This window comes from Actinoallomurus sp. NPDC050550 (assembly GCF_040655075.1).
Lineage (GTDB): Bacteria > Actinomycetota > Actinomycetes > Streptosporangiales > Streptosporangiaceae > Actinoallomurus.
This window is the reverse complement of the sequence record NZ_JBFAJC010000027.1, coordinates 73353-94509: the sequence shown is the minus strand read 5'-3', so window position 1 is coordinate 94509 and position 21157 is coordinate 73353. Positions and strand designations below refer to the sequence as shown.

25 protein-coding genes and 1 pseudogene are annotated in these 21157 nt (G+C 70.9%); 19 read left to right on the top strand and 7 right to left on the bottom strand.

The features are described 5' to 3' along the window. Positions 1–305: 305 nt before the first annotated feature. Entirely contained in the window at positions 306–821 is a 516-nt protein-coding gene (locus AB0I04_RS31970; RefSeq protein ID WP_360892770.1) for a hypothetical protein, read from the bottom strand. 464 nt (positions 822–1285) lie between these two features. Here AB0I04_RS31970 and AB0I04_RS31965 point away from each other — a divergent pair, with 464 nt between their 5' ends. Both AB0I04_RS31965 and AB0I04_RS31960 read left to right on the top strand, forming a co-directional pair. Further along, positions 1286–1633, top strand: a complete 348-nt coding sequence (locus AB0I04_RS31965) for a DUF202 domain-containing protein (protein ID WP_360892768.1) — start codon at positions 1286–1288, stop codon at positions 1631–1633. Beyond that, positions 1630–1896 carry a DUF202 domain-containing protein gene (locus tag AB0I04_RS31960; protein WP_360892765.1) on the top strand — a complete coding sequence of 89 codons (267 nt, stop codon included), beginning with the start codon at positions 1630–1632 and terminating at the stop codon, positions 1894–1896. The genes AB0I04_RS31965 and AB0I04_RS31960 overlap by 4 nt, the downstream gene beginning before the upstream one ends. A gap of 33 nt (positions 1897–1929) precedes the next feature. Here the strand turns inward: AB0I04_RS31960 and AB0I04_RS31955 are convergent, their stop codons facing one another. Beyond that, entirely contained in the window at positions 1930–2442 is a 513-nt protein-coding gene (locus tag AB0I04_RS31955) for an ATP-binding protein (protein ID WP_360892762.1), read from the bottom strand. A gap of 187 nt (positions 2443–2629) precedes the next feature. On the opposite strand from AB0I04_RS31955, the gene AB0I04_RS31950 reads away from it, so the two are divergent. The 10 genes from AB0I04_RS31950 (at position 2630) to AB0I04_RS31905 (ending at position 12080) form a co-directional block, all read left to right on the top strand. Continuing rightward, positions 2630–3496 (top strand): helix-turn-helix transcriptional regulator, encoded by an 867-nt coding sequence (locus tag AB0I04_RS31950; protein WP_360892759.1) that lies wholly within the window; start codon positions 2630–2632, stop codon positions 3494–3496. Then, on the top strand, positions 3497–3736 hold the full coding sequence (locus tag AB0I04_RS31945; RefSeq protein WP_360892757.1) for a DUF397 domain-containing protein: 240 nt from the start codon (positions 3497–3499) through the stop codon (positions 3734–3736). It abuts the gene before it with no gap. A gap of 205 nt (positions 3737–3941) precedes the next feature. After that, positions 3942–5138, top strand: a complete 1197-nt coding sequence (locus AB0I04_RS31940) for a steroid 3-ketoacyl-CoA thiolase (protein ID WP_360892754.1) — start codon at positions 3942–3944, stop codon at positions 5136–5138. A gap of 284 nt (positions 5139–5422) precedes the next feature. Next, complete coding sequence (locus tag AB0I04_RS31935; protein WP_360892752.1) at positions 5423–6643, top strand: cytochrome P450; 1221 nt, start codon at positions 5423–5425, stop codon at positions 6641–6643. Between the two features lie 92 nt (positions 6644–6735). Further along, positions 6736–7623, top strand: a complete 888-nt coding sequence (locus AB0I04_RS31930; RefSeq protein ID WP_360892749.1) for an SDR family NAD(P)-dependent oxidoreductase — start codon at positions 6736–6738, stop codon at positions 7621–7623. 13 nt (positions 7624–7636) lie between these two features. Beyond that, positions 7637–8323 (top strand): hypothetical protein, encoded by a 687-nt coding sequence (locus AB0I04_RS31925; protein ID WP_360892746.1) that lies wholly within the window; start codon positions 7637–7639, stop codon positions 8321–8323. Further along, positions 8218–8838, top strand: coding sequence for a cytochrome P450 (locus AB0I04_RS31920; protein WP_360892885.1), 621 nt, complete (start codon positions 8218–8220; stop codon positions 8836–8838). The genes AB0I04_RS31925 and AB0I04_RS31920 overlap by 106 nt, the downstream gene beginning before the upstream one ends. A 128-nt stretch (positions 8839–8966) precedes the next feature. Further along, positions 8967–10232: a glycosyltransferase family 4 protein gene (locus tag AB0I04_RS31915; protein ID WP_360892743.1), complete on the top strand. Its 1266-nt coding sequence runs from the start codon at positions 8967–8969 to the stop codon at positions 10230–10232. Positions 10233–10234: 2 nt separating this feature from the next. Continuing rightward, positions 10235–10990 (top strand): methyltransferase domain-containing protein, encoded by a 756-nt coding sequence (locus tag AB0I04_RS31910; protein WP_360892882.1) that lies wholly within the window; start codon positions 10235–10237, stop codon positions 10988–10990. Beyond that, the gene (locus AB0I04_RS31905; protein WP_360892740.1) at positions 10977–12080 is read left to right on the top strand and encodes a prenyltransferase; all 1104 of its coding nucleotides are present in this window, start codon (positions 10977–10979) and stop codon (positions 12078–12080) included. Before AB0I04_RS31910 ends, AB0I04_RS31905 begins: the two co-directional genes overlap by 14 nt. A 41-nt stretch (positions 12081–12121) precedes the next feature. Here the strand turns inward: AB0I04_RS31905 and AB0I04_RS31900 are convergent, their stop codons facing one another. Both AB0I04_RS31900 and AB0I04_RS31895 read right to left on the bottom strand, forming a co-directional pair. After that, positions 12122–12604 (bottom strand): hypothetical protein, encoded by a 483-nt coding sequence (locus AB0I04_RS31900; RefSeq protein ID WP_360892737.1) that lies wholly within the window; start codon positions 12602–12604, stop codon positions 12122–12124. Then, the gene (locus AB0I04_RS31895) at positions 12601–13092 is read right to left on the bottom strand and encodes an RNA polymerase sigma factor (protein ID WP_360892734.1); all 492 of its coding nucleotides are present in this window, start codon (positions 13090–13092) and stop codon (positions 12601–12603) included. Before AB0I04_RS31895 ends, AB0I04_RS31900 begins: the two co-directional genes overlap by 4 nt. 81 nt (positions 13093–13173) lie before the next feature. On the opposite strand from AB0I04_RS31895, the gene AB0I04_RS31890 reads away from it, so the two are divergent. After that, positions 13174–14346, top strand: a complete 1173-nt coding sequence (locus tag AB0I04_RS31890) for an FAD-dependent oxidoreductase (RefSeq protein ID WP_360892731.1) — start codon at positions 13174–13176, stop codon at positions 14344–14346. Between the two features lie 19 nt (positions 14347–14365). Here the strand turns inward: AB0I04_RS31890 and AB0I04_RS31885 are convergent, their stop codons facing one another. Beyond that, positions 14366–15250 (bottom strand): alpha/beta hydrolase, encoded by an 885-nt coding sequence (locus tag AB0I04_RS31885; protein ID WP_360892728.1) that lies wholly within the window; start codon positions 15248–15250, stop codon positions 14366–14368. Between the two features lie 11 nt (positions 15251–15261). Then, positions 15262–15693, bottom strand: coding sequence for a hypothetical protein (locus AB0I04_RS31880; protein ID WP_360892725.1), 432 nt, complete (start codon positions 15691–15693; stop codon positions 15262–15264). Between the two features lie 351 nt (positions 15694–16044). Here AB0I04_RS31880 and AB0I04_RS31875 point away from each other — a divergent pair. The 4 genes and pseudogenes from AB0I04_RS31875 to AB0I04_RS31860 form a co-directional block, all read left to right on the top strand. Next, positions 16045–16416 (top strand): annotated as a pseudogene (locus tag AB0I04_RS31875) (ATP-binding cassette domain-containing protein); the annotation flags it as partial. Between the two features lie 94 nt (positions 16417–16510). Then, the gene (locus AB0I04_RS31870; RefSeq protein WP_360892896.1) at positions 16511–16957 is read left to right on the top strand and encodes a hypothetical protein; all 447 of its coding nucleotides are present in this window, start codon (positions 16511–16513) and stop codon (positions 16955–16957) included. 49 nt (positions 16958–17006) lie between these two features. Further along, complete coding sequence (locus AB0I04_RS31865; RefSeq protein ID WP_360892722.1) at positions 17007–17333, top strand: hypothetical protein; 327 nt, start codon at positions 17007–17009, stop codon at positions 17331–17333. Further along, complete coding sequence (locus AB0I04_RS31860) at positions 17330–18028, top strand: hypothetical protein (protein WP_360892719.1); 699 nt, start codon at positions 17330–17332, stop codon at positions 18026–18028. Before AB0I04_RS31865 ends, AB0I04_RS31860 begins: the two co-directional genes overlap by 4 nt. A 28-nt stretch (positions 18029–18056) precedes the next feature. Here AB0I04_RS31860 and AB0I04_RS31855 read toward each other — a convergent pair whose 3' ends face one another. Next, a complete protein-coding gene (locus AB0I04_RS31855; protein WP_360892717.1) occupies positions 18057–18239 on the bottom strand; it encodes a hypothetical protein in 183 nt (60 codons plus the stop codon). 8 nt (positions 18240–18247) lie between these two features. Here AB0I04_RS31855 and AB0I04_RS31850 point away from each other — a divergent pair, with 8 nt between their 5' ends. Both AB0I04_RS31850 and AB0I04_RS31845 read left to right on the top strand, forming a co-directional pair. After that, a complete protein-coding gene (locus AB0I04_RS31850) occupies positions 18248–18790 on the top strand; it encodes an NADAR family protein (protein ID WP_360892714.1) in 543 nt (180 codons plus the stop codon). A 135-nt stretch (positions 18791–18925) separates the two neighbouring features. Next, on the top strand, positions 18926–21154 hold the full coding sequence (locus tag AB0I04_RS31845) for an MDR family MFS transporter (protein ID WP_360892711.1): 2229 nt from the start codon (positions 18926–18928) through the stop codon (positions 21152–21154). Positions 21155–21157: the final 3 nt, after the last annotated feature.

The window sequence follows — 21157 nt, the reverse complement described above, 5'->3', positions numbered from 1 at the left end:
GCCTCGCTAGAAGCCCGTACGGCGGTCCCCGAAAGACGTGTCGCCGCCCCAGCGGCGTCGCTTGAGGCCCGTACGGCGGCGCCCGGAAGGCGCCCCACCGCACCCGCGGCCTCGCTAGAAGCCCGTACGGCGGCAGCCCCTGAAAGGCGCGCGGCCTCACCCGACGCGCGCGCCAGCAGTCCTGGGACCCCTGTCGTTCCGTTCGACGCCCGAGCGACGGTACCGGGCAGAGTCGTCGTCGCCTGGAGCAGACCGGTCGCGGTCTGGAGGAGGCGTAGCAGCGGCATCGGTCAGGGGCCCGGCCGTCATGCGCCCTGGGTCGCCCTCGACCGGCCGGTCGCGCTGGACGACCCGCCGGACTGGCCCTGACTCGCCGTCGTACCCTGGCTCGCCGTCGCGGTCCTGCTCGCGGCCGTCCGGCCTGTCGTCGACCGGCCGGCGGTCGTCCTGCCGGTGGTCGACCTGCTCGCGGCGGTCCTGCTCGTGGTCGACCTGCCGGCGGTCGTCCGGCCCCTGGTCGTGGTCCGGCTCCTGCTCGCCGCCGTCCGCCTCGTGGCGGCCGGCTCGCCCGCCGTCTCTCCGGCGGCCGGTTCCCGCGCGGCTCGGCTGGGCCGGGCCGCTCCGCGTCGGCCACCGAAGGCACGGCGTGCCACTATGGTGCCGAGGCCGACGGCGGCGGCCACCGGCCAGTCGATGATCCCGAAGATCGCCGCGGCACCCAGACCCCCGTAGAACGCCAGCCGTTCCGCGGGCGGCAGGTGGGAGGCGGCGGCCTTTCCGGCGTCGCCGACGTAGGAGACCCCGGGTACAGGGACCTTCATGACCTTCACGCGCGGCATGACCACGGGTACCGGGACCTTCGCCCCGTGCTCCGCACCCCGCGACGTCCGGGTCGTGGTCTCCGATCGGCCGCCTCTGGCGGCGGCCGTCGTCCGCTTCGTCGTTCTCGACGACGCGGGCTTCGCTTTCGTGGCTTTCTTCTGCACGGCCATGCCGACCATCCCCCGCTCGTGCCGGAACACCGTTTCCGCTCTCGAAGGTCCACGTTGCTCCGCAGAAGGCCTCGACACAAGCCCACAAGAGGAGATCCGGACAGACCTTTTCCCTGGTCGAGGTCATACGGAAGGCAAGTTCAGGCGATTTGCCCCAAACGCCAGACTCGTTCCGAGTCGGGGTCGGGGAAGCACGCCGGTGCGCCGTCGCGTGGAGGCCTGCGGCGAGCCCGGACAGCGGGTACGTGCATCATCGACTCTCGTGAAGGAGTTCGGCTGTCGTGAGGAGGAACATGTCGGACGACGAACCCGGGCACGAGCCCGACTACCGGTTCTCGCTCGCCAACGAACGGACCCTGCTGGCCTGGGTGCGGACGTCCTTCGGGCTGGCCGCGCTCGGCATACCGCTGGCCGGCGGCATCCACGGCGTGGTGCTTCCGGCCTGGCACCGCGAGATCGGACTGGGCGCGATCGCCTTGAGCGTTCTGATCGCGCCGATCGCCTACGTCCGGTGGCGGCGGGCGCAGGAGGCCATGCGGCTGGGCGTGTGCCTGCCGCGTGACCCGCTTCCCGCCGTCCTGACGGCGGGCGTGGCGATCCTGTTCGCCCTCACGCTGGTGAGCGGGATCGTGACCCGGTGAGCTCCGGCCTGCAGGCCCAGCGAACGGAACTCGCATGGCTGCGCACGACGCTGTCCTGCTGGGCGGTCGGCCTGCTCGCCTTCAAGATTGCTTTTCCGGTCGGGGCGGTGGCTCTGCTCGCCCCGGTGACCCTGACGGTCGTCGCGTACCGCAGGCGGCGGCTGCTGCGCACGGACGTACCGCCATCGATGTCGCGCGTTCAGGGCGTTCTCGCGGTCGGCACCTGCCTGGTGATCGCGATCGCCGGCGCGGTACTGCTGTGAGCGGGAGCGTGGGGGTGGAAGCGCCTGAGCCGGTCAGTACCCGCGCCTGATGGTGAAGATCGCCCAGACGACCTTTCCCTGGCCGTACAGCGGCGTCCAGTTCCAGGAGTCGCTGAACGCGTCGACGAGATAGAGGCCGCGCCCGCTCTGCGAGATGAAGTCGGCCTCCCCCTGGGTCGGCACCTCATCGCTGGGATCGGCGACCGCGCACGTCAACCGGCCGTCGGCGCGCACGAGGCCGAGGGTGATCGGCGTGTCGCCGAAGGAACGGGCCGCCCCTCTGACGGCGTGCCGCAGGGCGTTGGTGACGAGTTCGGAGACGACGAGCCCGACGTCGTCGTACATGGCTGCCAGGCCCCAGCCCGCCAGTCCCTTACGCGCGAAATCCCGAGCTTCCCGGACGCATTCGGGCACTGCGGCGAGGTCAAGCGTGATCGCGTTCGCTTCGAGACTCATGGCGGACAGGGCGCGGTCGGCCCAGGGTTCACCCCTCGCGATCGCCGACCACAGCCACGCATGCGCTTCGTCGACTCTCTCACCAGTCATCCAGCGCGCTCCGTGTGCTGTCATCGCGATCCTCTGGGAAGCAGTGATCCGCGTGCCTCGCGCGCTATCCTGCTCGACATGCCTTGCAGATGCAAGGCCCGATGCACGTGCAGACGATCGTGCAAGCTCTGACATAGACGGAAGGGAGTGGCAGACTGTGCGCTGACCGATGCTCATGGAGGTAGGGGTGGACACGACGCAGCCCGCCGGAGGACCGACCGTTCTTCGCCGGCTCCTCGGTGCTCAGCTGCGCCGGTTGCGGGAGCGGCAGGGCATCACGCGCGAGGAGGCCGGATACGCCATCCGGGCCTCCGGCTCCAAGATGAGCCGCCTGGAATTGGGCCGGGTGGGCTTCAAGGAGCGCGACGTGGCCGACCTGCTCACCCTCTACGGCGTCATGGACGAGCGAGACCGGGAGACCCTTCTCGCCCTGGCCCAGGACGCCAACACTCCTGGCTGGTGGCACAGGTACGGGGACGTTCTGCCGGGCTGGTTCGAGACCTATGTGGGGCTGGAAGAGGCGGCTGCGCTGATCCGTACCTACGAGGTCCAGTTCATCCCCGGTCTGCTACAGACCGAGGAATACGCCCGCGCCGTCATCGCCCTGGGCAACTCGGCCGCGCCTCCAGAAGAGATCGAGCAGAGGGTCAGCCTGCGGATAACTCGTCAGAAGCTGCTCACCCGAGGGGACGGACCCCGACTGTGGGCGGTCGTGGACGAGGCGGCGTTGCGACGCCCGATCGGGGGACGAGAAGTGATGCGCGGCCAGATCGAGCGCCTCATCGAGGCGACGAAGCTGCCGAACGTCATTCTCCAGGTGCTGCCGTTCCGGGTCGGCGGTCATACCGCCGAGGCCGGGGCGTTCACCATTCTGCGGTTTCCCGAATCGGACCTGCCGGACGTGGTCTACGTCGAGCAACTGACCAGTGCGCTGTACCTGGACAGACGCGACGACGTCGACGCCTACATGGAGGCCATGGAACGCCTCTGTGTGGTCAGCGCGCCTCCGGACAACACCGCCGAGATCCTCAGCAGGATTCTCCAGGAGACATGAATGCAGTACCGGGCCTATAACGGCATCCCCGCCACGGATCTGGCCGACGTGCGGTGGCAGAAGAGCCACCGGAGCAACTCGCAGGGTAACTGCGTCGAGCTGGCGCAACTCCCCGACGGGAGTGTCGCCGTCAGAAACTCCCGGCACCCGTCCGGACCCGCGCTGGTCTACACGAGAACGGAGATCGAGGCCCTGATCCAGGGCGCCAAGGCCGGCGACTTCGACACGCTCATCGCCTGACCGACCTCACACAACACCCCCGCCCGGGCACCCTCGGCCGGGGGTCACGGATGGGCCACCACACCGGCCTCCGCGGCCGCGCTCCCCGACTCGAAACCGAACAGGAACAAGTTCTCTCCGACATCGAAAGGTGCGGGCAGGCTTGCAGATCCCGTCTTAGAACGGGTTATAGTTTCGGCGAAGCGTCGTTACCGCAGGAGGCCAAATGGGCTCGCCGGTCATCGTGGAAGCCGTACGCACACCGATCGGCAGGCGCCGCGGATGGCTCGCCGGACTCAAACCCCAGGCCGTGCTGGCCCACGCCCAGCGCGCCGCCGTCGAGCGCGCCGGGATCGACCCGGCCGAAATCGGCCAGGTGTTCGCAGGCTGCGTCACCCAGGCGGGTGAGCAGGGCGGGCACGTCGGGCGCCACGCCTGGCTCTATGCCGGACTCCCCTACCAGGCCGGCGTCACGACGCTCGACGCCCAGTGCGGGTCGAGCCAGCAGGCCGTCCACCTGGCCGCCGCCCTCATCCACGCCGGCGTCGTCGAGGCCGCGATCGGCTGCGGCGTCGAGGTGATGAGCCGCGCACCCCTCGGCGCGAACGTCGCGAGCACGGGCCCCTGCGAGGAGACCGGGGGCCGGCACCCGTACGCCCGCTCCCGCCCGGACGACTGGTCGATCGACCTGCCGGACCAGTTCACCGCCGCCGAGCGCATCGCCGCGCGCCGCGGCCTGACCCGCGCCGACCTCGACGCCTTCGGCCTGCGCTCCCAGCAGCTGGCGGCCAAGGCCCAGGCGGACGGCCGGTTCGAGCGCGAGATCGCGCCGCTCGAGGCGCCGGTGCTCGACGACGGCGGCGCGCCGACCGGCGAGGTCCGCACCGTCACCCGCGACCAGGGGCTGCGCGAGACCACACTCGACGGCCTGTCGAGGCTGCGGTCGGCCGCCGGGGACGGGCTGCACACGGCGGGAACGTCCTCGCAGATCTCCGACGGCGCGGCGGCCGTGCTGGTGATGTCCGAGGAACGGGCGCGGGCGAACGGCCTGCGGCCTCGCGCGCGGATCCGGGCCCAGGCGCTCGTCGGCGCCGAGCCGTACTACCACCTCGACGGCCCGGTCCAGGCGACGTCCACGGTCCTCGCCTCGGCGGGCATGTCCATGCGGGACATCGACCTGTTCGAGGTGAACGAGGCGTTCGCGTCCGTGGTCCTGTCCTGGGCGTCGGTCCACGAGCCGGACCTGGACCGAGTGAACGTCAACGGCGGCGCCATCGCCCTCGGCCATCCGGTCGGCGCCACCGGGGCCCGCCTCATCACCACGGCCCTCCACGAACTGGAGCGCCGCGACGCCTCCACGGCTCTGGTCACGATGTGCGCGGGCGGAGCGCTGTCCACCGCCACGATCCTCGAACGCGTCTGAGACGCGCCCCGCCCCGTCTCTCGCGTTCCGAACCGCACCCGCCCTCCTCACCGGCCCCACCGCGCCGCCCTCGCGGCCGTCCCGGCGCCTCTTCGCCCGGCGCGGTTCACGCTCGTCCGCCGCCGCCCCGAACCTCATTTACGGGCCCCGAACATCTGTGACGAGTCGGCCACGTTGCGCTGATGAGACGCGCGCCACGCCCCCTGCGACCTCCTTCATCTTGACCCGAGCGAGCGCTTGGTTTAGAACGTGTTTCAGAGCCAGCCGCCTCCTGAGGAGCGCCGATGCGGATCGACATCATTTCGCCGGATTTGTACGAGCAAGGGGGCTTTCCGGACGAAGGCTTCCGCCGGCTCCGGCGGGAGGCGCCGGTCTACTGGCACGAGGACCCGAACGAGGACTCCCCCGGCTTCTGGGCGGTGACCAAGTACGACGACGTGGTCCACGTCTCCCGCCACCCGGAGCTGTTCTCCTCACATGCGCGCACATCGATGTTCGACGAGTTCACCGACGACGACATCGCGCTGTACCGGCTGATGATGCTCTTCATGGACCCGCCGCAGCACACCAAGCAGCGGAGTTACGTCAACAAGGGCTTCACACCGCGGATGATCAAACAACTCGAGGAGCACATCCGCGACGTCAGCCATCAGCTCATCGACGACGTGGTCGAGCGCGGCGAGGCGTGCTTCGTGCGCGACATCTCCGCGCCGTTCCCGCTGCACGTCATCTGCGAGCTCATCGGCGCGCCCGTGGAGGACCGGAACAGGCTGTTCGACCTGTCCAACGCCCTGATCGGCTTCGACGACCCGGACTACGGCACCTCGGCCGAGCACGCGCGCGACGTCTCGGCGGAGATCCTCGGCTACGCCCACGATCTGGCGGCGTACCACCGGAAGCACCCGGGCGACGACATCGCCACCAAGCTGCTGCAGCCCGACGCCGACGGCCGGGTGCTCAGCGCGGACGAGTTCGCGATGTTCATCCTCCTGCTGATCATGGCGGGCAACGAGACCACGCGGAACGGCGCGTCCGGCGGCATGCTGACCTTCTTCCAGCACCCCGGCCAGTGGCGGCGGCTGCTGGCCAACCGGGGCCTGATCAAGACGACCGCCGACGAGATCGTGCGCTGGGTCAGCCCCGTCAACCTGTTCCGGCGGACGGCGATGTGCGACACCGAGCTGCGCGGGCGGCAGATCAAGGAAGGCGACAAGGTCGTCATCTTCTACCCGTCGGCCAACCGCGACGAGGACGTCTTCGAGGACCCGTACACCTTCGACGTCGGCCGCGACCCGAACCCGCACATCGGCTTCGGCGGCGGCGGCCCGCACTTCTGCCTCGGCACGCACCTCGCCCGGCTCGAGCTGACCGTGCTGTTCGAGGTGCTCCTGGAGCGGATGCCGGACATCGAGCAGGCGGGCGAGGTCAGCCGGCTGCGGTCGAACTTCATCAACGGCATCAAGGAACTTCCGGTCCGATTCACCCCGTCCAAACCGCGCGTCTAGAACAGGTTTCACTTATATTGGGACACGGCATGTCAGCCATCCGGAAGGCCACCCGGGCGGTTGACATGCCGTCGTCCGGTGGAAGGAGCCGCATGGCCGTCTCGTCCGACGAGAACTCCCACGGGAACGACGTATCACTCGAGGGCCGGGTCGTCGCGATCACCGGTGCCGGTAACGGACTCGGCCGCGCGCACGCGCTCGAGTTCGCCCGCCGCGGAGCTCGGCTGGTCCTCAACGACCTGCCGGGCGAGGCCGTCCGCCGGACCGCCGAGCTTGTCCGCCGGGAAAGCGCCGAAGCGGTGATCGCCGAGGGCGACGTCGCGGACTGGGCGACCGGCGAGGCGCTGCTGAAGACGGCGCTGGAGGCGTACGGGACCTTCGACGTCCTGGTCAACAACGCGGGCATCACCCGCGACCGCATGGTCTTCAACATGTCCGAGGCGGAGTGGGACGCCGTCGTGGGGGTCCACCTCAAGGGCCACTTCGTGATGGCCCGCCACGCGACGACGTACTGGCGGGCCCGGTCGAAGGAACAGGGCGGCCCGATCTACGCCCGGATCGTCAACACCGCGTCCGAGGCGTTCCTGCTCGGCTCGCCCGGCCAGCCGAACTACGCGGCGGCCAAGGGCGGCATCGCCGCGCTCACGGTCGCCATCGCCCAGTCGTGCGGGCGCTACGGCGTGCGCGCCAACGCGATCTGCCCGCGCGCCCGTACGGCGATGACGGCCGGGGTGTTCGGCCCGCCGCCCGGGGACGGCCCCGACCCGCTGGGCCCGGAGCACGTCTCGCCGCTGGTGGCCTACCTCGCCTCGCCCGCCGCCGAGGACGTGACCGGTCAGGTGTTCGTCGTGTACGGCGGCACCGTCTCGGTCATGGCGCCGCCCACGGTGGCGGCGCGGGTGACGGGCTCGACCGCCGAAGCGCTCGCCGAGGCGCTGACCGAGCTTCCCGCCGGAGGATTCAAGACAGCCGAACTGTGACGGAGGTCCGTGAATGGACATCGACCTGGTCGACCCCGACCGGTACGCGAGCGGCGGCATCCCGCACGACCAGTTCCACCGGCTACGCCACCACGACCCCGTCCACCGGCACTCCGGTGACCCGGACTTCTGGGCGGTCACCCGCTACGACGACGTGGTGCACGTCTCCCGCCACCCCGAAATCTTCTCCTCGTACCGCAGGCTCGCGCTGTTCTACGAGCCGACCGACGAGCATCTCGTGATGAACCGGATGATGATGCTCAACCAGGACCCGCCGGAGCACACCCGCAAGCGGAGCATCGTCAACAAGGGGTTCACCCCGCGCACCATCGGGCGGCTCGAAGACCACGTCCGCGAGATCTGCCGGAGCCTCATCGACGAGGTCGCGGGCCGGGGCGAGGCCGACTTCGTGCACGACCTCTCCGCTCCTCTGCCGCTGTACGTGATCTGCGAGCTCATCGGCGCGCCGGTGGAGGACCGGGAGAAGATCTTCGAGTGGTCGAACCGCCTGATCGGCGAGGACGACCGGATCTGCGCTCGACGGAGGAGGAAGAGGGCGCCGCCGCGACCGAGCTGTACGCCTACGCCAACGAACTGGCGGAACGGCGCCGGAAGGAGCCCCGGGACGACATCGTCACGACGCTGCTGCGCCCGCACGACGGCGAGGAGCTCACGGTCGACGAGTTCGACCTGTTCATGATGCTGCTGATCGTCGCCGGCAACGAGACCACCCGCAACGCAGGGTCGGGCGGCATGCTGGCCTTCTTCGAGCACCCCGACCAGTGGCGGCGCCTGGTCGAGGACCGCCGGAACGGCGGCGACCTGGCGCGTACGGCCGCCGACGAGATCGTGCGCTGGGTCAGCCCGGTCAACATGTTCAAGCGCACGGCGATGCGGGACACCGAGCTGGGCGGGCGGGAGATCCGCGAGGGCGACAAGGTCGTGGTGTTCTACGCCTCGGCCAACAGGGACGAGGGCGTCTTCCCCGACCCGTACGAGTTCGACATCGGCCGGGACCCGAACCCGCACATCGGCTTCGGGGGCGGCGGCCCGCACTTCTGCCTGGGCTCCCACCTGGCACGTCTGGAGCTGCGGGCGCTGTTCGAGACGCTCGCCGAGCGGCTCCCGGACATCGCCCTCGCCGGGGAGCCGCGCCGTCTCCGGTCGAACTTCATCAACGGCATCAAGGAGATGCCGGTCCGATTCAGCGGGTGATCCCCTGGTACGCCGAAAGTGGCTTTCGCCACCTTTTTGGACTCCGTGCCTAATACCAACCCGCCAGTAACCCCTGTCAGGCTATGGTCTAACTTCACCAGGAGTGACACTTGCGGGAGGGGCGGCGCGTGGGTGAGGTCGGCAAACCGTTGCGAGTGGCCCTGCTCTCCTACCGCAGCAAGCCGCACTGCGGCGGCCAGGGCGTCTATCTCCGGCACGTGTCCCGGGAACTGGTCGACCTCGGGCATCACGTCGAGGTCTTCTCCGGCCAGCCGTACCCCGAGCTCGACCGCGACGAGATCGTGCTGCACAAGGTCCCGAGCCTGGACCTGTACGCCGACGAGAACCCGTTCCGCACGCCGGCGTTGTCGGAGTACCGCGACTGGATCGACGTGCTGGAGTTCGCGCACATGAAGACCGGCGGCTTTCCCGAGCCGCTGACGTTCAGCCTCCGGGTGCTGCGCGAGCTGCGCAAACGCCGCGACATGTTCGACGTCGTGCACGACAACCAGGTGCTCGGCTACGGCAACCTCGCCATCCCCCGCCTCGGCCTGCCCCTCGTCACCAGCATCCACCACCCGATCAGCGTGGACCGCCGGATCGAGATCGAGGCGGCCAAGGGCCTCAAGGAGCGGTTCGGCAAGCGCCGCTGGTACGGCTTCGTCGCCATGCAGGCGCGGGTCGCCCAGCGCATCGGCCCCATCCTCACCGTCTCCGAGTCGTCCAAGCGCGACATCATCCGCGACTTCCAGGCGCCACCCGAGCAGGTGCACATCCTGCCGCTCGGCGTCGACACCCGCTACTTCCACCCGCGCGGCGAGCGCGTGCCCGGCCGCATCGTCGCCGTGGCCAGCGCCGACTCCCCGCTCAAGGGCGTCGCGACGCTGCTGCGCGCGGTCGCCAAGCTCGCCACCGAACGCGACGTCCACGTGGTGGTCGTCGGCAAGCCCACCCCCGGCGGCCCCACCGACAAGCTCGTCGGCGAACTTTCGCTCGGCGACCGCGTCCGGTTCGTCTCCGGCATCTCCGACGAGGAGCTCGGCGAGCTCCTCGCGAGCGCCGAGATCGCGGTCGTGCCCTCGCTGTACGAGGGCTTCTCCCTGCCCGCCGTCGAGCACATGGCCTCGGGCACCCCGCTCGTCGCCAGCCGTACGGGCGCGCTGCCGGAGGTCGTCGGCGACGCGGCCATCCTCGTCGAGCCCGGCGACGCCGAGGAGCTGGCGGGCGTGCTCGGCCGACTGCACGACTCCCCCGAGGAGCGCGAGCGGGTCGGCGCGGCGGGCTACGCGCGCGTGCAGGAGCGGTTCACCTGGTCCGCCGTCGCGCGGGCCATCGTAGGCCGGTACGAGGCCGCCATCGCCCGCCGACACGGGCACCGCCCGGAAGGAGCATGACCCTGCTGACCGTGGATTTCGACCGGTTCCGCGTGTCGCCCGGCGAGCACGTGCTCGACATGGGCTGCGGCGCCGGGCGGCACGCGTTCGAGCTCTACCGGCGCGGTGCCAACGTCGTCGCGTTCGACCGCGACGAGCGGGAGCTGGCCGAGGTGGCGAAGATGTTCGCCGCGATGGAGCTGAAGGGCGAGCCGCCCGAAGGGGCGTCGGCGCGCACGGTGACCGGCGACGCGCTGAGCCTGCCGTTCCCCGACGACGCCTTCGACAAGATCGTCGCCGCCGAGGTGCTCGAGCACATCCCGGACGACATGTCGGCCATGGCCGAGCTGCTGCGCGTGCTCAAGCCCGGCGGCGAGCTCGCCGTGACCGTGCCCTCGTGGCTGCCCGAACGCATCTGCTGGGCGCTGTCGGAGGACTACCACACCGCCCCGGGCGGGCACGTGCGCATCTACACCCGCGCCGAGCTCGAGGCCAAGCTCAAGGCGACCGGCTTCGAGGTCGGCGGCCACCACCACGCCCACGGCCTGCACGCGCCGTACTGGTGGATCAAGTGCGCGGTCGGCGTCAACAACGACGGCAACCCGCTCGCCAAGGCGTACCACCAGGTGCTCGTCTGGGACATCATGAAGCGCCCCCTCGCGACCCGGCTCGCCGAACGCGTGCTGAACCCGGTCATCGGCAAGAGCGTCGTCGTCTACTTCACCAAGCCCACCGCCCCCGTCACCGAGGAGCAGGAGAAGGCGCATGCGGCGGCCTGAGGCCGTACCAGGAATCCTGACCGCAGACGACATCCTCGCCACCGCCCGCACCATCGCCGCCCAGCAGGAGCCCTCGGGCGCCATCCCGTGGTTCGCGCCCACCGACGGCGTCCCCGGCCACGTCGACGCCTGGAACCACGTCGAGGCCGCCATGGCGCTCTCCGCCACCGGGTTCCGCGCCGAGGCGCGCCGCGCGTACGCGTGGCTGCGCGCGCACCAGCGCGACGACGGCTCCTGGCCCGCCAAGTGGGTGCTGGGCGAGATCACCGAACCGGGCGGCGAGTCCAACCACGCCGCGTACGTCGCCGTCGGCGTCTGGCACGAGCTGACGCTCACCGGGGACATCGCCTTCGCGGAGCGGATGTGGCCCACGGTGCGCCGCGCGATCGAGTTCACGCTCGGCCTGCAGACCGCCCGCGGCGAGATCATCTGGATCCGGCACCCGGACGGCTCCCCCGACGACCACGCGCTGCTCACCGGCTGCTCGTCGATCCACCAGTCGCTGCGCTGCGCCGTCGCCCTCGCCGAACATCTCGGCGAGCCCCAGCCCGACTGGGAGCTCGCCGCCGACCAGCTCGGCCACATCGTCGCCTCCCACCCGGAGGCGTTCGCCGACAAGAACCGGTTCTCGATGGACTGGTACTACCCCGTCCTCGGCGGCCCGCTGCGCGGCCACGCGGCGTACCGCCGGATCGACGAGGGCTGGGAGACGTTCGTCGTCGACGACCTCGGCTGCCGGTGCGTCTCCGACCAGCCGTGGGTGACCGGCGCGGAGTCGAGCGAACTCGTGCTCGCCCTCGACGCGATGGGCGACACCGCCCGCGCCCGCGACCTGTTCGCCGCCATCCAGCACCTCCGGCACGACGACGGCTCGTACTGGACCGGCTGGCAGTTCGCCAACCGGCGGCACTTCCCCGGCGACCGCTCGACCTACACGGCCGCCGCCGTCATCCTCGCCGCCGACGCCCTCGCCGACGCCTCCCCCGCCGCACGCCTGTTCAAAGAGGTCGACGGCCGCCCCCTCGGCCCCTCCGAACCCGCCGACCCGGTCGCCTGCGGCTGCGAGTCGGAGTCCCTGGCGCTGAACTAGGGCCTCACCGGACGCTGGTACCTCGTCGGCGAGAACGTCCACTACCTCTCATCGTGGGTGGCGAGTCTTTCGATTGTGCGGAGCTCCTGGTCGATTTTCGCGAGGGCGGCGCGGCGGTCTTGTGGCCGGCTTCGGCCGGCCGCCGGGGTCTGCGCGCGCCGATGTTCAAGATGGGCCAGCAGGGTCTCGCCGCCCAGGCTGCGCGCGGCGAAGGCGACGACGACGGTGGCGGATTGCATCAGGCACCAGCCTGGCCGGAGCCTGGCGTCCATCGCCTCTTCGCGGTCGGCGGTGTCTCGCACCAGAAGGCGCAGAAACTCGCCGCGCCGCTCGATGACGCGCACGTGGGCGACACCGGGTTCGTAGCTGGGGAGGGCGTGTTCCAGGTCCGCGATGACCTGCCACACAGCGTCGAAGGGGGCGGCGACGCGGCGCTGCCGGACTGCGGCGCCGGGCAGGCCGGCCGCGAGAACGGCGAGGCGGTCGATCGGGTCGATGTCGGGGAGCGCCACGGGTTCGTTCACGATTCCCACTCCTCCCGGAACGCGGCCCTGGCTCGATGCAACCGGGATTTCACGGTTCCCGCCGGGATCCCCAAAGTGGCGGCGATCTCTTGTTCGCTGAGGCCTTCCCGGGTGCGCAGGACCAGCACGACGCGCTGGGAGACCGGCAGACGCGCCAGGGCATCATCGATGTCCACCAGCCCTTCGCGAGAGGAGTCGTGGCGGTCGATGAGCGTTCCCTCCGCAGGCACCTCCAGGTCATGGCGGCGGGTGAGCCGGATCGCCGTCCGGACGGTGACCGACCGTACCCAGGTCATGATCGCCTCAGGGGCGCGCAGCGAAGGCAGGCCCCGGAAGATCTCCAGCAGGGCCTCCTGTGCCGCATCGTCGGCCGCCGCCGGGGCGATCCGTGCGCACAGTCGGCGGACATAGGGGGCCAGCTCGTCGAGAAGCCGGTCCAACGCGAGCGCGTCCCCCTGCTGAGCCGCCGCGACGTTCTCCGGGTCCACGTCAGGAAAGTTAGCCGGAACCTCCCAAAGGTTCCCCGCCACTTTCCCGTTTGGAGGACGCCGCACAGAAGGGACCCTCTTGTGGAACCAGACCTGACGATCATCGGCGCGGGGCTCACCGGGCTCACCGCCGCCATCGAGGCAGCCGAACACGGCTGGCAGGTGACCGTTGCCGAGGCACATTCCCGGCCAGGCGGGCGAGCACGCTCGCTGGCAGCTCCCTACCGGGCCAACGCCGGTCCCCACGCGATCTATGTGGACGGGCCATGGTGGGCGTGGCTGGAACACCGCGGCCTTACGCCGCCCATCGTGGAGGCACCGCGCCTTCCCGGCCTCGTCCGGGCCGGAGGCCGGTTCGGCCCGTGGCCGGCCGAGCTCAGCGAGGCCATCGCCGCCCTGCCCGCCGAGGCACCGCCACAGGAATCGTTCCGCGCATGGCTGCTCCGGCACGTCGACGCGAAGACGGCTGAGGCGATCGTCGGAGTGGCCTTCATCTTCAGCTTCGACCACGACCCCGGGCGGCTTTCGGCCGAGTTCGCCCACCAGCGCCTCCGCCGGACGCTTGCCGGCGGCGCCCGGTACGTGGCCGGGGGATGGTCCACCCTGGTCGATCTTCTTGCCGAGCGAGCCGCCGGTCTCGGCGCGCGGATAAGCACCCGGACACGGGTACCCACCCTGCCCGCGGGCCCGACGATCCTCGCCACCAGCCTCGCCACAGCGCGCCAGTTGACCGGCGACAGCTCGCTCACCTGGCCCAGCGCCCGGGTGGCAACGTTCGACCTGGGCTTGCGGGCCGACGGCGGCCCGGGCTGGTTCCGGGTAATGGACCTGGACGACCGGATCTACGCCGCCCGCTACAGCCTCGCCGACCCCACTCTGGCCCCGCCCGGGCATGAACTCATGCAGATCTCCGCCGCATGCGCCCCAGACGAGCGGAAAACCGACGCCGAACGCCGAGTGCAGCGTCTTCTCGACCAGACCTGGCCTGGCTGGCGCGCCGCGGTGCAGTGGCACCGCGGCACCATACGCACGGACTGCACCGGGGCCATCGACCTGCCCGGGACAACATGGCACGACCGCCCAGCGGTCAGCCGCGGCGATACCCTCACCGTGGCCACAGACCAGTCCGCCGCGCCCGGACTGCTCGCCGAGGTCGGAATCTCCGCTGCGCGACTCGCCCTCCAGCAACTCGGCGAAACCCCCAGGCCGAGCAGCGAGTCCGACTCTCGCCACGTTCAAGGCCGGTCCCGGTGAACGAGCCCCTGGCCCTGAACTAACCCTCGTCCGCGAACGCGCCGATCAGCTTGGCCAGTTCGGCGGGCCGCTCGGCGACCATCGCGTGGCTCGCCCCCTCCACGCGAACGACGCGTACCGCGGGATTCGCCTCCGCCACTGCCCTCAGGCGCTTCTCGAAGCCGCGCCGGTAGGCGGCGTACAGCTCCTGGAACGGCTGCTGCTCCGGCAGGTCCTCCGTGGCGACCGCGACCAGGAGCGGACACCGCACCCGGTCGTAGACCGGGATGACGTCGAGCGTGTCCAACGCCGTACGGAGCCCGTCGAGGACGTCCGGGGAGGGCCGCATCCAGGTCTCCCCGTCCCGGGTGACGAGGTTGCGCCGGACGCCCTCGACCGCCATCTCCTCGGATGCGTTGTGCCGCCGCGCCATGGCCCGCTGTCCTTCCAGGGCCGCGTCGACCTGTTCGGGCGACAGCGGCTGAGAGTACGCTGCGGACACGCCGGCGAACGCGGCCCGCAGCCGGTCGAGCTCCGTCTCCGCCCGCGCGGGGTCGAGGCCGTCGAGCTGGTCCGGGCGGCCCGGCGGCGGGGTGCCGTCGATGCTGACCGCCAGCGGGCACTCCGGGTGGCGGTCGGCCCACAGCGCGGCGAGCATGCCGCCCAGCGACCAGCCGACGACCGCGGGCGCACCAAGGTCGAGGTCGCGGACGACGGTTTCGAGGTCATCGAGCACCGCCGCCCACTCCCACGGCCCGTCACCGGACTCGCCGTGTCCGCGCAGGTCGAGGGTGACCACACGGAAGCGCGCCGACAGCTCACGCGCGAAGGGCTCCATCGTCGCCAGGTTGGCGCCGGCCCCGTGCAGCAGGAGCAGGGGCGTACCCGGCCCGCCGAAGTCGTGGGTCGCGATCGGGACGTGCATGGGGGTTCCTCTCATGAGGTGGGAGACCGCCGGTTCAGGCGATCGCGTACGGACGCGGGCGTCACGCCGCCGTCCGGGTGGCGTTCGAGCTTGCCCCGCGTCACCAGGTCGTGGACGCCCTGCCGGGTGATGCCGAGCATCGCGCCGGCGACCGAGTACGACACCGCCTGCACGGTCGGATGCCCGACCCGCCGGACGACGACCTGACCCAGCGGCGTGCGCCACCACTCGGCGGGCGGATCGAACGGCCCGTCACCGGGGTAGAGCGTCGCGACGACCCGCACGATCGCGTGCGTCGCGGTCTGCTCGTCCCCGTCGAGCATCCGGTCCGCCCAGGCCTCCGCCCGCGCCCGGACCGTACGGCGCAGTGCCTCCACCGCGTCGTCGCCGTCGAGGAGGATCTCCAGCGGATCGAGCAGCCGGACGTCGATGAGGCGGGTCAACTGGTCGATGAGCTCGGTGCGGATGGTCGGCCTCCCGGCAGCTCTGCGCGCCCGACGACTCGGTCACGCCTACTTGACGGACATCGTCCAGTACTTGGCACCCACCGTCAAGTAGCGCCGCTGCCGCGGCGTCCCTGGGAATCGTCGAAGCGCCCTGCCCCGCCTGCACGGATCCCGGCGGCTGGCGACCCCGCCGGCCACGGTCTCATCGGGCGCCGTCGATGGCGCCACTCGCACGGTCTCCATGGCGCGGACGCCGATGGTTCGCGTCGATTAGTACGCGACGAGTACTACGCGACGTGTAGTATCTGGGGCATAGTAGAAAACGAGTCGCCCGTTCTCCTTGCGGGGATGACGAAGAAGTTCGGCACGGCGGTTGCCGTCGATGCCCTGGACTGGGCCCCCAAGCGGGGTCAGGTCACCGCGTTGGTCGGCCTCAACGGCGCCGGCAAATCGACCACCATGCGCGTGTTGACACGGCTGGTCCGTCCCACCGAAGGCTCGGTGACGATGCGGGTCGGCGACGGGAAACGCCCCCTCTCCGCGATGATCGAGGGCCCGGCCCTGTACCCGGGGATGTCGGTGCGCCGCAATCTTGAGATCCAGCGCGTCCTGACCGGCGCGCCCGCCTCCGAATTGAAGGAGGTGGCCGAGCTGATGGAGATCGACGACGTGCTGGGCAAGCGCGTCAAGACGCTCTCCCAGGGCTACCGGCAGCGGGTGGCGATCGGCGCCGCGCTGTTCGCCTCCCCGGCGGTCCTGCTGCTGGACGAGCCGACCAACGCGCTGGATCTGCAACCGAGCCCATCTCCTGCTGATGCTCTTCGGCCTGGCGCTACTGGGCTTCCTGATGTTCAACTACAAGCCGCAGCACCAGACCCCGCTGGGCGGATTCCAGCAGGCCGGAATGGTCGTGGCCTCGATCTTCATGTGCCGCGCCGCAGTGGTCGCCGGGGGCGATTTCAGCGGCGGTACGATCCGGCCCTGGCTCATAGCGCGGCCGAGGCGCAGCGAGGTGTTCCTTGGGAAGCTCGCCGCTTCGCTCACCCTCGGGGTCGTGTTCTGCGTCGTCGCGGGGGTGATGGGATACGTGGCGAGCGCGGTGCAGAGCAAGACCCCGACGGTTTCGCACGACGCCGCCGTGGCCGGCGAGCTTCTGATCGGGATCGGGGCCCTCACCCTCTTCGGCCACGCGTACATCCCCTTCCTGATCCTGGAAATCGGGGCACTGGTGGTCTTCCTGCGCCAGGACGTCAACAGTTAGTGCGTCCCGGAGACCATACGATCCCGATCGCGCACATGGAGTGGTCCACGTGACGGTTGTTGACAGCGAAAGCCTGCCGGTGGGGCATCGGGCGCGGCCGGCGGTACGGACGGCTCTCGCGGCCGCGGTGCTGAACGCGATCCTGTTCGCCGTGTTCGGCTATGTGACCACGCAGGTGAAATCCGTCCGCAACGGCAGCCCCTGGCAGGACGACCCCTACGACGCAGTCGTGACGTTCACGGTCTTCTGTGTGCCGATCCTCGTCCTTCTCGTCCTGCTGCGCATTCCACTGTGCCGGCGCAGCGAACCGCAGCCGCTCTACCGGGTCACCCAGCTGCTCCGCGCCGCCGGCCTCGCCACACTGCTCGTTCGGTGACCTATTCCGCCGACTGGATCGCGTTCGCCACCCGTGCCCAGCGCAGGCTGTGGGATTCAGGGACGCCCTGGCTGATCGGCACCCTCGGTGTGGTCGCCGTACCGACCATTCTCACCTGGTTGTTCCACTCCCGGGCGCGGCGCCTGCTGCCCGACCGGAACGGCGGACAGGACGGCGGCGACTGGCTGGAGGACGCACAACTTCTCGCCGACCTGCTCGGGCAGAGGTTGCCGCGGATGTTCGGGTGGGTTTCCGGCTGGATGGCACGCACCGACGCCCCCGCCTGGGTCCGTCGGCGCTTCACGGTCCTCGTCGTGGTGGCCAGCCTGGTGGGCGGCGTAGGAGTAGCCGGCTCGCAAGCCCAAGAGGATGGGTTCAGCGCGCTGTTCTTCATCGAGACCGCATGGTTCGCGGGCGGCATGTTCGCCTTCGCGGTCATCAGCGACACGCTGCTGTGCCTCACCGGCCGGCCCGCACCGACAGGACCACTGCGGCACGCCGCCTCCGTCGCGGCGACCGCGGGCGCGCTCGCCCTGCCGATCTCGATGGGCCTGCGGCGCACCATCTGGACCGCCCTCGGCTTCACCGGCACGATCGACGCCCCCGCCCAGTACGCGGGGCTGACCTTCACCTGTGCGCTGGTGGCGTTCGCACTGGTATTCGCCACGGTCTTCCTCCGGTCCACCCGGAGGTGAAGGCCGGCCAGCGCCCCCAGCCGAGGGCTCAGGAGGTGCCGGCGTAGCGGCCGAACGACTGGAGGAGCTGGGCCTTGCTCAGGTGGCTGTCCACCGAGGGGTCGCTGTCGCTGAGCGAGACGGTGCCGGGGCAGGTGGGGTCCGCTCGAGGGGTACGACGCGCCGCTTCGCCGGGAATCGGATTGCGGCGGGCGGCCGGGTCCGCCAGCATCGGGCGGTATGCGCGTCGAGGATCTGGTCCGGCTGGAAGAGCAGGGCGAACTACCGGAGCTGTTGCTGTTCTGGGGGCATCGGCCGCCGAAGGGCGGCGGTGTCGGCAAGAGTTGCCTGAGTCAGTGGTATCCGGCGCCGTTCACGGTGGACGGCGTGCGGTATGCCACCGCCGAGCACTACATGATGGCCGGGAAGGCTCGGCTGTTCGGGGATGCCGAGGCGGAGAAGCGCGTGCTCGCCGACGATGACCCGGGCAAGGCCAAGGGCGCAGGGCGCAAGGTGCGCGGGTTCGACGAGGAGACGTGGGCCGAGCAGCGGTACGGCCTGGTCGTCGCGGCCAACGAGGCGAAGTTCGGGCAGAGTTCCGCGCTGCGCGGCTTCCTGCTGGGCACGGGCGACCGTGTGCTCGTGGAGGCCAGCCCGTACGACACCATCTGGGGAATCGGGCTGTCGGCGTCCCAGCCGGAGGCGCTGCGCCCGGCGGAGTGGCGGGGCCTGAACCTGCTCGGTTTCGCGCTGATGGACGTCCGCGCCGCGCTCGGCGCCTGACCGGCGCTCCGGAGCGGCGTCCGGATCCGGTCGGATGCGGAGCGTGCCGATATGGTCGCCGTCGGCCCGTTTCTGATAAAGATCGGATTCGGCCCATGGCCGACGGCCGAACGGCTGACCCCTCCGGAGGACGGAATGACGGCAGCGCTGCTCCCGAGCGATCCCCCACGGCTCGGCGACTACACGCTGACGGCACGCCTCGGGGAGGGCGGCCAAGGCGTGGTCTACCTCGCGGCGGACGCGGCCGGACGCCAGGTGGCGATCAAGCTGCTGCGCGCCCAGCTCAGCGGTGACGCCAAGGCGCGGTCGCGGTTCGTACGGGAGCTGTCGGCCGCCGAGAGGGTCCCCGGGTTCTGCACCGCGCCGGTGGTCGACGCGAACGTCGCCGGCGACCAGCCGTACATCGTGAGCGAGTTCGTACCGGGCCCGGCGCTGCAGGAGCTGGGCCGGCTCGCCGAGCCCGACCTGCTGCGGCTCGCGATCGGCAGCGCGACCGCGCTCGCGGCGATCCACCAGGCCGGGATCGTGCACCGGGATTTCAAGCCCGCGAACGTCATCATGGGGCCGGGCGGTCCCCGCGTCATCGACTTCGGCATCGCGCGGGTACTGGACTCCGACGCGACGATGACGAGCCAGGTCGTCGGCACGCCCGCGTACATGGCGCCGGAGCAGCTGGCGAATGGGGCGATCGGGCCGGCCGCCGACATGTTCGCGTGGGGCCTGACGATGGTGTTCGCGGCGACCGGCCGCCGGGCCTTCGCGGGCGACTCGGTTCCGTCGGTGATGCACGGGATCCTGTACGGCGCCCCGGATCTGAACGGGCTGCCTCCGTGGCTGGCGGGGCTGGTAGCCGCCTGCCTGGAGAAGGACCCGCGGCGGCGGCCGACCGCCGTCCAGGCTCTCATGCACCTGCTGGGCGCGCCGCCCAGCGCGCAGCACGGTGACGTCACGACACTGCTCACCCAGGGGATGACCGCCGCAGGCGGCACCACCCAGGCCGCGGCCCCGTCCCCGGCGGCTTCTCGCGGCGTTCCGTGGGTGGCGCTGATCGGCGTGGTTCTGGGCGTGCTGGCGAACTCGCTGCCCGCGAGCGGGGTGAACCTCGCGCTCCCCGCGATCCAGCGAGACATGCACGTCAGCGTCGGTGAGCTGACCTGGGTCGCGAACGCGCAACTCCTGGGGCTGGCGCTGCCGGTCGTCGTCGGCGGGTGGCTCGCCGACCGGTTCGGGCGCAAGAAACTCTTCGTCATCGGTACGGCCGCGTGCGCGGCGGCCACCTTCCTGGCGGCCCTCTCGCCCGCCGTCGGGGTGCTCATCGCGCTGCGCCTCGTGGCGGGCGTCGCGGCGGGCCTTGCGCTGCCGGCCGGTCTGGGGCTCGTCCGGGAGGCCTTCTCCGGCGTCAGGCTGAACGTCGCCACCGGGATCTGGGGCGCCGTGACCGGCGGCGCGGCGCTCGCCGGCGTGTTCATGGCATGGCCCGTGATCTCCGAGCTCGCGTGGCGGTTCGTGTTCGTCCTCCCGGCGGCGGTGGGCATCCTCGCCGCCCTGATCGTCCTGGTCGCCGGCCGGGAATCGCGCGGCGACACGGCGGCGTCGTTCAGCGGGCCCGGGATGGTCTTCCTGTCGGCTGCGCTGTTCGTGCTGACCTTCGCGGTGATACGTGTCCGCGTGTCGAACGGCGTGGTGACGGGCGTGCTGCTCGTGGGTGCCGTACTGCTGGTGGTCATCTTCTGGATCGTGGAGTCGCAGATGCGGCGCGGCCGTCCTCCGGTCCTGCTGGCCTCCCCGTCGCTCCCGGCGGCGATCGGCCTCACGGCGATCGGCTTCGCCGCGCTGAACGGCCTGTACTTCCTGCTGACGATCTATCTGCAGGTCGTTCTCCACAGGTCACCGGTGTCCACGGCGGTGGGAGTGCTGCCGATGACGCTGGCGTACATCGTCGGCGCGGGCGTGGCGGCCGCCGTCGGCGGGCGGGCCGGGCCGCGGCCTCCGCTCGTCATCGGGCTGCTGCTCACCATGGTCGCGGCCTTCGGCCTGTCCACCCTCGGAGCACACTCGTCCTACACCGCCGTGTGGCCGTGGCTGCCGTTCGCCGGGCTCGGTCTGGGCCTGGTGATCCCCACCGCGGCCGCAGCGGTCCTCGGGCACTCCCCGACACGCCTCGCGGGCACCGCGGGCGGGCTGCACCAGGGCGGGCAGCTCATCGGCAGCGCCGTCGGAACGTCCGTCCTGTACGCCCTGGCCCTTCCCTCTGATGCCAACGGCTCGCTGATCGCCGGGATGCACACCCAGCTCGTCGTCATCGGTGCGATGACGATGGTCACCGCGGTGTTCGCGGTGTTCGTCCGGCGCGCGCAGAGCTGAGGG